The sequence below is a fragment of the Sinosporangium siamense genome, from assembly GCF_016863435.1.
In the GTDB taxonomy this organism is placed as follows: Bacteria; Actinomycetota; Actinomycetes; order Streptosporangiales; family Streptosporangiaceae; genus Sinosporangium; species Sinosporangium siamense.
In genome coordinates, this window is the sequence record NZ_BOOW01000007.1 from 99,508 (window position 1) to 115,152 (window position 15,645).

Genomic DNA, 15,645 nt, shown 5'->3' on the forward strand with positions numbered 1-15,645 from the left:
GGGGACGGGTGCCGCGGCTGGGGTTTCGCCTGTCCCGTCAGAGGGGTGAGGGGTGTTGCCGGCGGTGCTTGACCTGTCCCGGGAATGGGGGGTGGGGTGCTCGTCTAACCGCGTGAAAAATGATCACAAGCAGGCTTATGGGCGCTTCCCTATTTGGCAGGGGAAGCGCCTTTCGTCGTGGCTGTCATCCCGTGAAGGTCAAGAAGCGGCATGGAGATCGCCTAAGAGTCACAGAGAGTGACAGAGAGTGCGGCGAGCGTGGCCATGCTGGGGCTCATGAGGACCTTTTCCCTGGAGGACATCCACGCCGCACGCAAGCGGCGCGATTCGTGGTGGACGGTGTTCGTCGTCGACCCCCCGGCCTGTCGTCTGGCCCTGGGCGTCGCGAACCGGACGCAGATCACGCCCAACGCACTCACGGTGTTCGCCCTGGTCCTTGGGATGGCCTCCGCCGCCTTGCTGGCGGCCAACCAGCTGTGGGCCGGCGCCCTGCTCTTCTACCTCAGCTTCATGATCGACTGCATAGACGGCAAGATCGCCCGGCTCAAGGGCACAGGCACACCGTTCGGCCTCTGGCTCGACTATGTCGGCGACCGCATTCGCGTGGTGTTCTGCGCTGCGGGTCTCGCCTACGGGCAATACGCGGCGACAGGGGACATCCTTTTCGTGCTGGTCGGCGCGGGCATCGCCGTTCTCGACCTGTTCCGTTATGTCAACGCGCCGCAGATGAAGCGTGTGCGCGACACGGTCAAGCGGCACCGCCGCGCCCTCTACGCCCCACGTCCCCGCGAGGAGGCATCCATGACAGGTGCCGAGACACTCGGCGAGGCGGGTGCTCCGGCTGGTGCCCAGGCGGGCACGGCCGTTCCCGCGATGCGGTTCGCCGCCGCCGGTGAGGGGCTTGCCGGTCATGCGCACGACCGGGTGCACCTCTCGCTCATGGACACCGTCCAGATGGAGGCGGTGCGGGTCGACACACCTCACCCGGGCAGCGCAGCCACGCGGCAGACGGCGCACGCGCAGGCCGTGCATCCCCAGACCATGCATCCCCGGGCCGTGCACGAGGCTGAGACGGGTCATGGCGTGGCGACCGGACACCCGCAGGGGTCGGCGGGGCAAGGTGGTGGCCCGTTCGCCCCGCATGCGCACGCCGTGCACGGGGCTGAGACAGGTCGTGACGCGGGGCAGGCCGGGGGGCCGTTTGTCGCGCACTCGCACGTCCTGCACGAGGCTGAGACGGGTCGTGATGTGGCGACCGAGCACGCACAGGATCCGGCGGAGCAGGGTGGGGGCCCGTTCCGCCGGTTTGACCGCTTTCTCGCCCGGCATCGGGTGCGGAGCCACCTCATCAGCGGCATCGAGTTTCACGCCGCGGTGTTCGTGGTCGCCCCACTGATCGGCGCGCACGCGCTCGTCCCCGTCTCGGTCGGAGCCGGTGCCCTGCTCCTGGCCAACGAGATCTTCCTTGTCTATCGGATGTGGCTCTACACGAGGGGGGCGGGCGTGCCCGCCGAAAAGAGCCACGAACACGCGCTCGCCTGAACGGAATTAACGGGGGTCTACAGTCATGCAATCAGACAGGCCGGTCTTCGTCATCGGTTGCCCGCGCTCCGGCACCACGATGTTGCAACTCATGCTGCACTCGCATCCGCGGATGGCCGTGCCGCCGGAGACCCGGTTCCTGCTTCCCGCTTATTACCGCCGCCGCGTGTTCGGGGACATGCGTGAGGCGTCGGCCAGGCGTGGGCTGGCCGAGTGGATTGTCAACGACCGCTCCACCAAGTTCCGCGACCTCGGTGTCGACGGTGAGGAGTTCGTCGAGCACGCCGAGGCCGGGCCGGGCTCCCTCGGCTCGGTGATCGGCGCCGCCTTCCGCGATTACGCCGATAAATACGGCAAGGCCCGTTGGGGCGACAAGCGGCCGAGCTACATCAAGCAGATCGACATTCTGCTCAGGCTCTTCCCCGACGCGCAGTTCGTGCATTTGATCAGGGATGGGCGTGACTGCGTGGCCTCTCTGAAAGAGATGCCGTGGTACACCCTGGATGTCTACCACGCCGTCGCCACCTGGGCCGAGGCCATCGACTTCGGCCGCCGATATGCGCGCCGTCTGCCCGCCGACACCTACTACGAGCTGCGTTACGAAGACCTGACGGCCGACCCCGAGACCGAGCTCAAAAGGCTCTGCGTCTTTCTCGGCGAAGACTTCGACCCCGCCATGTGCTCACCGCGCGAGGCCGCCAGCGTCGCCGTCCCTGTGCACAAGGTGTGGCACAGCAACACCCACGCCGATGTGACCCGCGCCAAGGTGGGCAGCTGGGTGACCCGCCTGGAGTCTTGGGAGATCGCACTCTGCGAGCAGATGTTCGGCGGCCGGCTCGTGGCCAACGGCTACGAGTTGTCCGGTGTTCCCCGCCTCCCCAGGGATCAACTCCTCACTTACCAGCGCACCGCCCAACGCCGTCGCGCCGGTCGCGTCCGCCGCGACGTCCGCGACCGCCTCAGCCGCATGCGCGAACCCGCCCCCATCGCCGCCCTCCTCACCTCCGGCCAACGCGCCCTCGCCGGCATCCCCCAACAGGCCACCCCGGCACGCGAGTTGGTCACGCATTAGCGACTCACAGCTCAGGCAGATCACGTGGCCCCCTCCCGGAACGTCACGTGATCTGCCGAGCCCTGACTCAGTGCAGGCATACCGTTCCAGGTCACATGGTCCTCTTTCGGGGTGCCGCGTGGTCTGCTGAGCCCTCGCTCGGGAGGAATGCGGGCGAACCGTTAGGTTGTGTGCTCCTCCTGGCCCTCTTTCGGGACGACATGTGGTCTGCCAAGCCCTGCCTAGCGCGAAGCCGGACAATGCGGCTCTCTTTCCGGGACGCCATGTGGTCTGTCGAGCCCTCGCTCGGGACGAGCGCGTGTGTCTTGCCGGGGGAGGCGTTGTGTTGGCTGGAGAAGTGAGGAGTGAGCACGTCACACTCTTTGTTTGGCCTGAGGGCATCTACGACGCCGGATCACAGGTAGGGCAGATGGGACCGGGGAGCGGACAAGGCGCTGTCGTGCGATCGGGGTGCGTCCGGTAGGAGGCCGGGTTTAGCCGGATGGGTGGTGGCCAGTCAGGTGGCCAGCGGGCGTCTGATGGGGCGGTTTAGTCGGACAAGGCGGTGATCAGGCGGGTGACCAGGGTGCGGGTCTCCTCGTAGGAGGCGTTGTGTAGGGCGGGGGTGTTGAGAATCGTGCGCATTACGCCCATGCCGATCAGTAGGGCGCCTACCAGTTCGGCCCGTAGGGCGGGGTTGTCGCCGCCCAGTCGCTCGGCGAAGTCGGGTAGGTAGCCCTCGCAGAGTTGTTGCCGCATCTGGTCGCGGATGGTCGGGCGTCCTGCGGAGCGCAGCATCACCAGTAGTGGGTGCTCGCCGGCGAACTGTTCCCAGTCGGCGAAGACGACGTCGTGTAGCAACGTGTCGGTGATGTGGGTGAGTGGGCGCGCCGGGTCGTCTGTGAGGCCGGTTGGGATCTCCACGCGCAGGGCTTCCTCGTGAAGTTGCTCCTTCGAGCCGAAGTAACGGAAGACCAGGGCCGGATCGACGCCCACATCCGCCGCGATGTCGCGCACTCCTGTGCCGTCGAAGCCGTGGCGGGCGAAGCGGAGGCGGGCGGCGTCGAGGAGTTTGGCGCGGGTGGCGGCCTTGTCGCGGCGTTTCGGCTGGTCCATGAAGTCATCGTAAGTCATCGGACGTTGACTTATCTATGCGATGTGCCTAGCATTCTTGTCATCGGTCGATGACTTAGGGGCTTTGGGATGCGCACATACGTGATCACTGGCGGCACGGACGGCATGGGTAAGGGGCTGGGGCTGCATTTTCTGCGGCGTGGGGACAAGGTGATCGCCGTGGCCAGTGGGGAAGCCAAAGGGCGCGCTTTTCTCGCCGAGGCGCGCGGGCTCGGCGCCGAGGGCCGGGCCGTGTTTCTCCGGGCCGATCTGAGCACCGTCGCGGGAATGCGGCACGTGGTGGAGGAGGTGAAGGCGACTACCGAGGCCGTGGACGGCCTGGTGTTCGCGACCCAGCGTTTCCGTTCAACGCGCGAGGAGACGGTGGACGGGCTGGAGTTCACCTTCGCGCTGGCCTATCTGAGCCGCTTCGTCATCTGCCACGGTCTGATGGAACATCTGGAACGCGCCGAGGCGCCCGTCGTGATGAACATCGCCGGACCGGGTGGCGTGCCGGGGCACGTCAAGTGGGACGACCTTCAGTGGCGCAAGGGCTATACGGGGATGCGGGCGGCGATGCAGGCGTCTCGCTGCAACGACCTGCTTGGAGTCGCGTTCCCCGCTCGCTATCCGGCGGCCCGCACGCGTTATGTCCTCTACAACCCCGGCTTCGTGAACACGAGTCTGGCCGATCCGTTGCCGCAGCCCAAGCGGGCTGTCGTCAAGGCGTTCGCCCGGCTCTTCGCCACACCGGTCGGCAAGGCGATTGTGCCGATCGCCGCGCTGTTGGACAACGCGCCGGGACCCGCCATCACCGCCTACAAGCAGGGCAAACCTCTGCGGCTGACCGCCAAGGAGTTCGACCCGGCCAATGCGGCCCGCCTCGATAGCGTGACAACGAACCTGCTTGAGCAGATAACCGTAATTCGGTAGCGCATTCCGCGGCACGCGCAAGATCAAAGTTTCGGCCACTGCGATTCCCGTCAGGGAGTGACAGCTCAGCGGGTCGTCGGCTGTTGAGGACCGCCGGCCTGGTTTCGGTGGCTTCCGCCGTACCGGCAATCGGGGGCGGGTGGAGAATCCGCAGATCACCAGACGGGTCCTGACCCACGTCATCCTGCGGTCTCAGGGGGAGGTCAGCGGGTGGTACGGATGCCATCCTGCGGTCTCAGGGGGAGGTCAGCGGGTGGTACGGATGCCATTCGCCGAGGTCAGCGGGCGATGTGGGTGAAGAGTTGTTCCCACTCGTCCAGCACCTGGTCCAAGCGGAAATGTCTGGCGTTGAGACGCGCGCTGTGGCCGAGGGCCCGGCGCTTGGCGGGGGAGAGCATCAACGAGGTCAGCGCCGTGGTGAACCCCTCCACATCACCCGGGGGGACGAGGATGCCGCCGTCGGCCACTGCCGTGCGGATGCCCCCCGAGATGTCGAACGCCACCGAGGGCAGGCCGTACGAGGCGGCTTCGCCGAGGACCAGGGGGTGGCCTTCGTGTTCGCTGGACACGGCGACGAGTGAGGCCTTGGTGTATTCGCCCGCCATCTCATCGCCGGCGACCCGGCCGCGGAAGACGACGCGGTCGGACACGCCGTGGTGGGCGGCGTGAGCGGCCAGGCGGTCGTGTTCGGTGCCGTCGCCGATGAGGTGGAGTTCCCACGGGTCGGGTACGGCGCGAGCCGCGTGGGCGAAGGCGGTGATGAGGCGGTCGAAGCGTTTGACGCCTTCCAGGCGGCCGACGCCCAGGACCCGGCGGGTGGTCAGGGGGGAGACGTTGCAGGGCCAGGTGGCGAGTGGGTTGGGAATGTGGTGCGTGTTGGGGAGCAGCGCGTGGTCGGCGAAGCGCCGGGCGTCGTCGTCGCTGAGGAAGACGGCCTGGGCCAGGTGGCCGTAGTGGCGGCGGATCGACCCCAGGTGCCATGAGCCGCGGGCGTGTTCGTAGGAGCCGTGGTATTGCCCGATGCGGTGCAGGTGGGGCGGCACCAGGTCGCTCACGCGGGAGACCACGCTGGGGGAGGTCATGATCGTGTAGCCGGGGGACAGGCGGCTGAGGAGTCTCTTCAGGGTGCGGTCGCCAGCGCGGCGCATGAGACGGCCCGGCGTGGAGCGGTGGATGACGTGGTGCCGATAGGCCGGGGTGCGGATGTAGCGGAAGGGGTGGGTGGCCTGGTGCAGGCCGACCACGTGCACCTCGTAGCCGCGGGACGCCAGGCCGTGGGCCACGGTGTGGGTGACGCGTTGCATGCCGCCCAATGTGTCGGCGTCCAGGCAAATGAAGGCCAGGGAGAGGCCGTTCGCGGCGATCATCAGCGGCCTCCGGCGGATGCGGGGACCAGCAGGGGGCGGCGTTGCAACGTGACCCTCGGGGGGCCGGTGTCGAAGAAGGCCTCCACCACGCGGGCCGCCGCGTGGCCTTTTTCGTCGGCGCACCAGAGGCGGCGGAAGCGTACGTAGCGTTCGGCGTGGTCGGCGCTGACCTTGCGCAGGTCGTTCAGGGCGGCGACGATCTCCTCGGTGGTGGTAACGCAGGGGCCGGGGGCGATCGCGGGCAGGTCGTGGTAGACGCCGCGGGCGGTGAGCCGGAACTCGTCCCAGTCGTCGACGAGGAAGATCATGGGCCGGCCGGTGACGGCGTAGTCGCACATCACCGAGGAATAGTCGGTGAGCAGCGCGTCGGCGGCCAGCATCAGGTCGTTGATCTCCGGATAGGCTCCGGCGTGCCGTACGAAATGCCGCAGGTGTTCCGGCACACGGTAACGCTCCACGGGGTGGGGGCGGAGCGCCACCACCCACTGGCCGGCCAGGTGCCGCGCCATCTCCTCAAGGTCGGCTCGGACGGACCGGCCGGAGCCTTTGGCCTGGTCGCGATAGGTCGGGGCATAGAGCAGCAGCCGGGTGCCGGGAGGGATCTCCAGGCCGGCCCTGACCCGGTGGGCGGCGCCGTCGTCGCCGTGTACGAGCACGTCGCAGCGGGGGGAGCCGAAGCGCAGCACCGGGCCGGTGTAGTCGTTGGAGGGGAGGAAGACCCGCTCGAACTCCGCGCCGGGGGAGACCAGCGCGTCCCAGCGGGCCACCGCGGCACGCCACGTTCGTCTCGGGCCCGGGAGGTCGGCGCGCAGGTCGGGTGAGTCGTAGCCGACCGTTTTGATGCCCTGACCATGCCAGGTCTGCAAATAGCGGGTGCCTTTGGGCTTGGGGAAGTCGAGGGGGAGGTTGTGGCTGTCCACCCAGACGCCGGCGCGGGCGAGGGTCCAGACATAGCGCCAGCTCATCCGGCGCACCAGCGTCACCTCCGGGGGGAACGCCGCTCGACCCTTGGACACCGACCACACGGCCCTGAGGGGGAGCCCCCGGCGGCGGATCTCCTCATAGATGTAGCGGGGATTGCCCGTGTAACCCTTGCCGCAGTCGGCCTCGAAGAGCGCCAGGTCAGCTTTGACGGGTACGACCCGGATCAGGCCCTTGTAGACCTTGAGTTTGACCTCGGGGCGGCCGAGCTCCTTGATCACTTTGCGGCCCAGGGGCACGATCCGCCGTGCGTGGCGCAGCAGGCCCGCCCGCTGCCACCGCATCCGCAGCCACCCGGCGGGAGCCTGGCAGCCGATCGTCACCGTGTGGGAGCCGGCCTTCACCTGGACGGATTCGAGGTCGTGGTTCATCAGGAGGCGGTCCGCGGTCCTGTGGCGGTCGGCGTGGCGGGTGATGGAAATGCTTGGATCATGTGACCCGTCATAGCCCAGCTTGAATCGTCCCGGTCTCGGCATGGCCGCCAGGTCGAGCCGGATGTCGGTGAGGTAGGTGCCGTTCGGCTGGCGCCGTGGCTTGAGCCGTACTTCGCCGGTCTTGAGACGGAGATGCGCTGACCAGCTGGAGAGGTCGCACAACACCCCGAAGGGGTCGAACGTGCGCACCCGCAACGTCACCGCCGAGCCTTCCGCGGCCAACTCCTCCACCTCGTGGCGCAGCCGCGAGGCGCTGAACGGCAACTCGGCCAGGCGCAGCGGCGTGATGTCGAGCCGCTCGTCGGGCCGAGACCCCCAATGGGTGCGGCCGTCGCGCACCAGCGCCACCCGCGGCGGCGCGTTCGGCCCGGTCAGGGAGGCCGCCGCCACTCGCAGATCGTCGATCCGGTCGGCCATGATGAGGTGGCAGCACACCCGCATCATGGGGTCGGCCCGCTCCACGACCTCCTGGCCGATCTCCTCCAGATAGGGCCGCATCATCGCGGCGAACTCCTTCACCCACGGCCGGTCGCGCAGCGCCAGCGGGCTCAGATAGACCCGCAGATCCTGGCGGATGAAGCGGTCGTGCCGCTCGGGCACCAACTCGGGCAACCCGTGGCGGCGCAGAATGTCGTCGCTGATCCGGGCGGCCTCGACGCGGTGGCGCACATTGTCCATCTCCCGGATGCTGAGGGAGATCGAGGTGCGCGGCCCCTCGCCGTCGGGTGCCCGATGCCACAGATAGACCGGCCACGGCACGACGGCGAAAGTCTTCGCCACGGCGAACAGCTCCGCGGTGAACACATGGTCCTCGTAATGCAGGTCCTCACGGAACCTCAACCCCCGTGCACGCAGGAAATCGGTGCGGTAGAGCTTGTTGGTGGAGAAACTGTCGAGGAACATCTCGGGGGCGTTCGCGATGCCGCGCACGGTCCGGCGCCGATAAAGCCGGGAATAATAACGCTGGGTTTTGCCCGTCGTCTCGAACAGGCGGGATATCTGCCCGGTCACAAAATCGGCGCCGGTCTGTTCGAGCTCGGTCATCATGCTTTTGCAGGCGTGCGCGGTCAGCTCGTCGTCGCTGTCCACGAACATCACATAAGGCGAGCGAGCCTCGTCGAGTCCCTCGTTGCGCGGCGCTCCGCATCCCCCGCTGTTCACGGGCCGCCGCACATATCTGACCCGCGTGTCCTCCTCGGTCAGCGCCCGCGCCACGCACTCCGTGCCGTCGGTGCTCGCGTCGTCGACGACGATCACCTCAAGATCGTGCAACGACTGCCTGAGCACCGACCGCACCGCACGCGGCAGCCGCTCCGCATCGTTGTAAACGATCACGACCACGCTACAGCTCGGCATGCGTCCCCCTGATTGACCCGACCTGAGCTAATCCCGAGCGTAAGTCCAAAGTTGTCCGGCCTTATGAACTGTCGACTGTTTCTTTGTCAGTACATAATTCGCAGGACATGGTTGTTTACGCTTATCGGACTGATCTGGTCGATCAGGGGAATGGCGCCGCCGTTCAGCCGCGGCGGGTGAAAAGCCGGCGGAAGACCCAGAGCAGCGCGACAAGGGCGGCGAGCCCGGCGAGGACCGGGGCGGCGCGTTTGAGCAGGGGGGCGCCGGCGATTTCGAGCAGGTCGAGGGCCTCCTCCTCGGCGGAGCGGCTGGTGCGCACGGTGCCGGCGGGACGCGGGTCGGTCGGGAGGTGTCGCACGGAGGCGCGTTCGCCCTCGTCGGCGGCGTTGATGTTGTGGGCGGGGTCCACGGACGGGACGGTGACGGGTACGGCGGGAGCCGAGCCGTTGGACTCGGCCGTCGTCATGAGGGGCTGCTCGGCGGTCTCAGGCACGCCCTCGCTGAGCAGAGCCGAGAGGTTCTCGGCGAACCGGTCGATCAGTTTTCCGCCGACCTCGGCCATGACACCGCGCCCGAACTGCGCGGGCCGGCCGGTGACGTTGAAGTCGGTCACCACGGTGACCTTGGTGCTGTCCCCTTGGGGGTGCAGGCGCGCGGTGACGGTGGCACTGGCCGTGCCCGTGCCTCTGGACTCCTTGCCCGCCGCCTTGATGGACAGGGAGTAGTTGTCCTTGTCGACCTCCTGGAAGCTGGCCTCGCCGCGGTAGGTCACGGTGATCGGCCCCACTTTGACCTTCATGCGGCCGGTGAAGTCGTCACCCTCGACGCTGTCCAGGGCCGCGCCGGGCAGACAGGGAGCGACCCGCTCGACGTTCCGCAACACCGACCAGGCTTGCTCAACCGGGACCGGTACCGAGAATTCATGCTCGAATCGCATCGCCATGGGACGGCTCCGTTCTGTCTGCCCTAATAACACTATCTGCGCGGCGCCCGATGGGCATTGTCCATCAGATCAACCTGGCTCCAGGTCGGCGGCCCGGCGGATCGCGCGCCGCGTGAGCACCCGGGCCAGATGCCGCCGGTAGTCGGGCTGGGCGTGCAGGTCGGCCGGCGGGCTGGTGCCCTGATCGGCCTGGTCGCAGGCGGCGGCGAGCGACGTCGCGTCGTGCGGGTCGAGCCCCCGGACCGCCGTTTCGACCGCGCCGGCCCGCACGGGGGTCGACCCCATGTTCGTCAGCGCGACCTTGACGTCCTGGATGGTGCCGTCGTCCCGGTGTACGGCTGCCGCCACGCCGACCGTCGCCCACGACTGGGCCGTGCGGTGGAACTTCTCATAGTGATAGCCCCACCCCGCCCCGAGTTTGGGCACCTTGACCGCCACGAGGATCTCCCCGGGATCCATCGCCGTCTCCAGGTAGTCGACGAAGAACTCGGCGGCCGGGATCTCCCTGCCCTCCGAGGCCGAGCGGGTGAGGAACACGCAGTCGAGCGCGAGTGCCACCGCCGGGAGGTCGCCCGCTGGGTCGGCGTGGGCGAGAGCCCCGCCGAAGGTGCCGCGGTGGCGCACGGCGGGGTCGGCCACCGTGGCCGTGGCGAGGGCGATCAACGGGCATGCGGCGTTGACGAGGGGTGACCGTACGACGTCGTCGTGGGTGGCCATGGCGCCGATGCGGATGTGGTCGCCCTCGTCCGCGATGCCCTGGAGTTCGGGCACCCTGCCGAGGTCGATGAGAACGGTCGGATAGGCGAGGCGCAGCCGGAGCAGCGGCAGCAGCGACTGGCCGCCCGCGAGCACCTTGGCGTCCTCCCCGGCGTCCGTGAGGGCCTCGACGGCGTCGCCGAGGGAGGACGGCCGGGCATAGTCAAAAGCCGCTGGAATCATGACGAACTCCCGTGAATCGCGCGCCAGACACGCTCGGGGGTGCAGGGCATGCGGACGTCGGTCACGCCATACGGCCTGAGCGCGTCCACGATCGCGTTGACCACCGCGGGTGTCGAGGCGATCGTGCCGGCCTCGCCCACGCCCTTCACCCCGAGCGGGTTGGTCGTGGCGGGCGTCTCGGTGCGGTCGGTGATGAAATCCGGCAGGTCAAGCGCCGTGGGCAGCAGATAGTCGGCCATAGTCGTGGTGAGCAGATTGCCCTCCCCGTCGTAGACGGCCTCCTCGTAGAGCGCCTGCGCGATGCCCTGCGCGAGCCCGCCGTGCACCTGCCCTTCCACGATCAGCGGATTGACGACGTTGCCGACGTCGTCCACCGCGACGTAGGACCGGATCTTCGACATGCCCGTCTCGGTGTCCACCTCCACCGCGCAGAGGTGTGTGCCGTGCGGATAGGAGAAGTTCTCCGGGTCGAACGTGGCGTCCGCGTCGAGCCGGGGCTCGAAACCGTCCGGCAGGTTGTGCGCGGCGAACGCGGCGAACGCCAGTTCCTGGATGCTCTTGGCGGCACTCGTGCCCTTCACCCGGAACGACCCGGCGTCGAATTCGATGTCCTCCGCCGCGGCCTCCAGCATGTGCGCGGCGAGCCGCCGCGCCTTCTCCTTCACCTTCTCGCACGCCCGGAGTACGGCGACGCCACCGACGACAAGCGAGCGCGAGCCGTATGTGTCCATGCCCTTGTGCGACACGGCCGTGTCGCCGTGCAGCACCGTGACCGCCTCGAACGGCACGCCGAGCGCGTCGGCCACGATCTGGCTCCAGGAGGTCACGTGGCCCTGGCCGTGCGGGCTGGTGCCGGTGACGACCTCGACCGCGCCGGTGGGCAACATGCGCACGGAGGCGTGCTCCCACCCGCCCGCGGAGTAGGCGAGCGCGCCGAGCACCCGGGAGGGAGCCAGGCCGCACATCTCGGTGTATGTCGAGACGCCGATGCCGAGCTGCACCGGATCGCCCGCCTCCCGGCGCGCGGCCTGTTCGGCCCGCAGCTCCTCATAGCCGAAGAGCTCCATCGCCTTGGCGGTTGCCGCCTCGTAGTTGCCGGAGTCGTATGTCAGCCCGGCGATCGTGGTGTAGGGAAACTCCTCGTGGGCGATCCAGTTGCGCCGCCGCAGGTCGAGGGGGTCGAGGCCGAGCTCGGCGGCGAGCTCGTCCATGATGCGCTCGATGGCGAACGTGGCCTCGGGCCGGCCCGCCCCGCGATAGGCGTCGGTCGGCATCTTGGTGGTGAACACCCCGGTGCAGGTGAAATCGTAGGCGTCCATCTTGTAGATCGCGTTGTACATGAACGCCCCCAGCACCGGCACACCCGGCGTCACCAGCATCAGGTAGGCGCCCATGTCGGCGAGGAGATCGACCTTGAGGCCGCGCAGGCGGCCGTCCCTGTCGGCCGCGACAGTGATGCGCTGCAGCTGGTCGCGGCCGTGGTGCACGGTCAGGTTGCCCTCGCTGCGCGACTCGGTCCACTTGACCGGGCGCCCCAGGCGGCGGGTGATCAGCAGGGCGAGGATCTCCTCCGCCGTGACCTGGAGCTTGGAGCCGAAGCCCCCGCCGACGTCAGGGGCGATCACCCGCAGCTTGTGCTCGGGGATGCCGGTGGTCAGGGCCGCCATCACCCGGAGGATGTGCGGGATCTGGGTGGCGGAGTAGAGCGTGAAGGAGTCGCCGTCGGTGGTCGCGACCACGGCGCGGGGCTCCATGGCGCTGGGGATGAGCCGCTGCTGCACATAGGTGCGCTCCACGACCACGGGCGCGTCCTGGAGCGCGGCGTCGATGTCCCCGCCGGCGAACTTCCAGGTGAACGCCTTGTTGCCGGACTCATGCACCTTCGGAGCGGCGTCGGTGAGCGCGCCGGTCATGTCGAGTACGGCGGGCAGCGGCTCGTAGTCGACCTCGATGGCCTCTAGAGCGTCCGCCGCCCGATATCTGTCGGTCGCGACCACGCAGGCCACCGCCTCGCCCGGATAGCGCACCCGGGAGACGGCCATCGGCGGGTGCTCGGGGATCACGCAGTCGTCGCTGACCGGCCACGCGCACGGCAGGCTGCCCTGCTCGGCGGCGAAGTCCTCGCCCGAGTAGACCGCGACGACACCGGGCAGGCCGCGCGCCGCCGAGGTGTCCACACGGAGGATCTTCGCGTGAGCCATCGGGCTGCGCAGGAACGCCACATGCAGCATGCCGGGCAGGTGGATGTTGTCGGTCCACTGGGTGCGCCCGGTGATGAGCCTGGCGTCCTCTTTGCGGCGGCGGGCCCGGCCGACCTCACCGGTGGCCGGTTCGCGGGTGAGTTGTTCGGTCACGGGGTGTTCACCCCCATCTCCTGGGCGCCGCGGCGTACAGCGCGGACGATGTTGCAATATCCCGTGCACCGGCAGAGATTGCCCTCCAGGCCCTCCCTGATGGTGGCGTCGTCGGGGTCGGGGTCGGTGCGCACGAGGTCGATCGCCGCGATGATCATGCCGGGGGTGCAGAAGCCGCATTGCAGCGCGTGCTCTTCGTGGAAGGCCCGCTGCATGGGGTGCCAGACGCCGTTCGCCGAGAGGCCCTCGACGGTGGTGATCTCCGATCCATCGGCCTGCACGGCCAGAACGGAGCAGCTCTTGACGCTCTTGCCGTCCATGAGCACGGTGCAGGCGCCGCAGTTGGTGGTGTCGCACCCGATGGGGGTGCCGGTCTTGCCGAGTGTGTCCCTGAGCAGGTGAACGAGCAGAAGACGAGGTTCAACCTCTTCCTCATAGCCGACTCCGTCGACGGTGACGGTGATCCGTGGCATTGGTTCTCCCATGAGCGAGGGGGGACCGATACAGCGAAACTACGCTCCGGATCTTCCCGGTCCAACCCCCTGACCGCTCACGCGAGGCGCACTCCCGCCGTGACCTGCCAGCTTAGCCAGCACGCGGCCGGCTGCCGAGGATCAGCGCTCCGGTCCTCTGATCACTCGCGCGATGATCGCCACAACCCCCGCAAACCCCAGGCCGACGACCAGAATCGGGAAAAGCACCACCGCGTCGGTCGCCTCGCCCGACATGACCGCGATGCCGATGGCGATGAAGAGCAGCCCGCTCAGCAGGGCCATCCAGTCGGTGCGGTGCCGTTGACGCGGACGCCTCTCAGCGTGTTCGACCTCAGGCGGCACGGCGCACCTCCACGTCGCCGACCCCGGCCCGGACCTCCAGCACGATCGTCGGCACGGCCCCCTTCGGCCGCACCTCCGGCTCCAGGATCTTGTGGTGCCGCACATCCGTGCCGCCCACCACCGCGTGGTCGATCTGCACGTCGCCGAACCGCACGTATCCGGTGACCTCCGCCCGCGCCGTCGGCGGGAGGATCACGGTCATCTCCCCGAAGGAGATCGAGGCGTTGAAGGTCGTCCGGCTGCCCGGCTCCAGCCTCAGATCGCTGAGGTCGAGGGTGCCCTCGCCGATGCCGAGCGCATAGGTCTTCTCCGCCTCCGCGACTGTCGTCGGCATCCACCGCGCCGAACCGACCTTCTTCTGCACACCGCCCACTGTGGCTCCTATCACCAGGACAACCGACATGATGGTGCCGGCCGCCACGAGCGCGGCGCCCCGGCCGAACCACGTGGCCACCAGCAGACCCAAGCCGATCGTGACAAGCATGGCGCCGCCGGCCACGGAGGGAAGCACCGGGCCGGGAACGGATTCGTTGGCCACGACAACGCCTCCAACGATCATCGCCAGGCACAGGGTCAGCGCGCTGACGTAGGACTTCGGTCGCTTCCGTTTCTTCTTCTTCGCCGGTGGGGTGGCCGGGGCGGCGGGAAACAAGGGGGCGTCGTACTGACGGGGGTAGGGGGTGGAGTAGTCGTAGCCGGCGGGCCCGCCGTACTGCTCGTGGTGCGCGTGCTGCTGATAGGGCCCGCGCGGGGCGAACGGCTCGCTGGCCGCGCCGTACCCCACGCCGTCGGCGGTCCGCTCATAGTGGGGCCGGTCGTCGGGCGGCGGGGCGTGGCCGGGCGGAGGTACGGCGAAGCCCTGCGGAGGTGTCACCGGGGGCTCGTCCGCATGAGCCGCGGGCGCCGAGTGTGCCCTTTCGGTCCTCGTCCGCTCCGTCCGCTCCGTCTGCTCGGTCCGCGCGGGTTCCGGTGCGGCGGGTTCGCGGTCCACGAGTATCGACACCGCGGTGTAGGCCCCGGTGTCCTGCCGCGACGGCACCGGCCGCGGCCCGGCCGGGGTGGGGGCGTCGGCCCACGCGGCCGCCGTGCCGTACGGCACAGCCGAGTCCATCGGGTCGGTCGGGAGCTTGGCGCCGCGCGAGCGCCACGTGCCGATCCACTCGGGCAGCGAGCGCACCAGGGCGGGCAGTTCGACGCCGCGGCTGCGGGCCGCCAGCAAGGTGATCGCGAGCACCGTGCCGAGTATCAGCGTGCTTATCCCGATGCCGCCGGAGGCCAGGCTGATGATGATCCCGAAGGCGAAGACCGCGGTCAGCAGGGCCAGCACGATCTCGGTGTCGAAGGCCCGGCGGGTCCACTGCTCGATCAGGCCGGGTCGCCCCTGCGCGTTGCGCATGAGCAGGAAGGCGGCGGCGTAAAGCATCAGGCCGGTGCCGGAGGCGACGCTCAGCAGGGCGAACGTCACGCGGAACAGGACCGGGTCGATTCCGGCGTGGCGGCCGAGGCCGGCGCACACGCCGGTGAACACCCGGCCCTGGTTCGACCGCAGCAGTGGCTGCGGCCGTGCCGCCGTGGTGGTCGCTGTATTGGTGCTCGCCGTATTGGTTGTCGCCGCCTCGGGGCTGTCGGCGCCGGCCGATCCCTGGGCGGTCAAGCTGGGATCGGGCCCGCTGTCCGTCATGTCACTATCGTCGCCTCTGACAAGGGCGGTCGGCATCGGGGACACCCCTGAGACGTCCCCGAGTCGCCGTGCGCGTGTGCCCCTCCTGCCCCGGCCTCACCTAGAGCATCGGGTC

General features: G+C 68.8%; 12 protein-coding genes. 3 read left to right on the top strand and 9 right to left on the bottom strand.

The features are described 5' to 3' along the window. Positions 1 to 276 precede the first annotated feature (276 nt). Both Ssi02_RS38555 and Ssi02_RS05360 read left to right on the top strand, forming a co-directional pair. Complete coding sequence (locus Ssi02_RS38555) at positions 277 to 1,542, top strand: CDP-alcohol phosphatidyltransferase family protein (protein WP_239128613.1); 1,266 nt, start codon at positions 277 to 279, stop codon at positions 1,540 to 1,542. 25 nt (positions 1,543 to 1,567) lie between these two features. Then, the gene (locus tag Ssi02_RS05360) at positions 1,568 to 2,614 is read left to right on the top strand and encodes a sulfotransferase family protein (protein WP_204021647.1); all 1,047 of its coding nucleotides are present in this window, start codon (positions 1,568 to 1,570) and stop codon (positions 2,612 to 2,614) included. Positions 2,615 to 3,142: 528 nt separating this feature from the next. Here Ssi02_RS05360 and Ssi02_RS05365 read toward each other — a convergent pair. Further along, positions 3,143 to 3,709 (bottom strand): TetR/AcrR family transcriptional regulator, encoded by a 567-nt coding sequence (locus tag Ssi02_RS05365; protein WP_204021649.1) that lies wholly within the window; start codon positions 3,707 to 3,709, stop codon positions 3,143 to 3,145. 87 nt (positions 3,710 to 3,796) lie between these two features. On the opposite strand from Ssi02_RS05365, the gene Ssi02_RS05370 reads away from it, so the two are divergent. Beyond that, positions 3,797 to 4,639 (top strand): SDR family NAD(P)-dependent oxidoreductase, encoded by an 843-nt coding sequence (locus Ssi02_RS05370; RefSeq protein WP_204021650.1) that lies wholly within the window; start codon positions 3,797 to 3,799, stop codon positions 4,637 to 4,639. Between the two features lie 278 nt (positions 4,640 to 4,917). On the opposite strand, the gene Ssi02_RS05375 is transcribed toward Ssi02_RS05370, so the two are convergent. The 8 genes from Ssi02_RS05375 to Ssi02_RS05410 all read right to left on the bottom strand — a co-directional run bounded on the left by Ssi02_RS05375 (position 4,918) and on the right by Ssi02_RS05410 (position 15,530). Next, positions 4,918 to 6,006, bottom strand: a complete 1,089-nt coding sequence (locus Ssi02_RS05375; protein ID WP_204021652.1) for a glycosyltransferase — start codon at positions 6,004 to 6,006, stop codon at positions 4,918 to 4,920. Beyond that, complete coding sequence (locus Ssi02_RS05380; protein ID WP_204021655.1) at positions 6,006 to 8,777, bottom strand: bifunctional glycosyltransferase/CDP-glycerol:glycerophosphate glycerophosphotransferase; 2,772 nt, start codon at positions 8,775 to 8,777, stop codon at positions 6,006 to 6,008. The genes Ssi02_RS05375 and Ssi02_RS05380 overlap by 1 nt, the downstream gene beginning before the upstream one ends. Positions 8,778 to 8,940: 163 nt before the next feature. Next, the gene (locus Ssi02_RS05385) at positions 8,941 to 9,720 is read right to left on the bottom strand and encodes an SRPBCC family protein (protein ID WP_204021657.1); all 780 of its coding nucleotides are present in this window, start codon (positions 9,718 to 9,720) and stop codon (positions 8,941 to 8,943) included. A gap of 69 nt (positions 9,721 to 9,789) precedes the next feature. Then, positions 9,790 to 10,659, bottom strand: coding sequence for an FAD binding domain-containing protein (locus tag Ssi02_RS05390; RefSeq protein ID WP_204021659.1), 870 nt, complete (start codon positions 10,657 to 10,659; stop codon positions 9,790 to 9,792). After that, positions 10,656 to 13,013 (bottom strand): xanthine dehydrogenase family protein molybdopterin-binding subunit, encoded by a 2,358-nt coding sequence (locus Ssi02_RS05395; RefSeq protein ID WP_204021661.1) that lies wholly within the window; start codon positions 13,011 to 13,013, stop codon positions 10,656 to 10,658. Before Ssi02_RS05395 ends, Ssi02_RS05390 begins: the two co-directional genes overlap by 4 nt. Then, positions 13,010 to 13,486: a (2Fe-2S)-binding protein gene (locus tag Ssi02_RS05400; RefSeq protein ID WP_204021663.1), complete on the bottom strand. Its 477-nt coding sequence runs from the start codon at positions 13,484 to 13,486 to the stop codon at positions 13,010 to 13,012. The genes Ssi02_RS05395 and Ssi02_RS05400 overlap by 4 nt, the downstream gene beginning before the upstream one ends. 141 nt (positions 13,487 to 13,627) lie before the next feature. Continuing rightward, positions 13,628 to 13,849: a hypothetical protein gene (locus Ssi02_RS05405; RefSeq protein ID WP_204021665.1), complete on the bottom strand. Its 222-nt coding sequence runs from the start codon at positions 13,847 to 13,849 to the stop codon at positions 13,628 to 13,630. Then, positions 13,839 to 15,530, bottom strand: coding sequence for a PspC domain-containing protein (locus Ssi02_RS05410; RefSeq protein WP_204021667.1), 1,692 nt, complete (start codon positions 15,528 to 15,530; stop codon positions 13,839 to 13,841). The genes Ssi02_RS05405 and Ssi02_RS05410 overlap by 11 nt, the downstream gene beginning before the upstream one ends. Between the last annotated feature and the right edge of the window lie 115 nt (positions 15,531 to 15,645).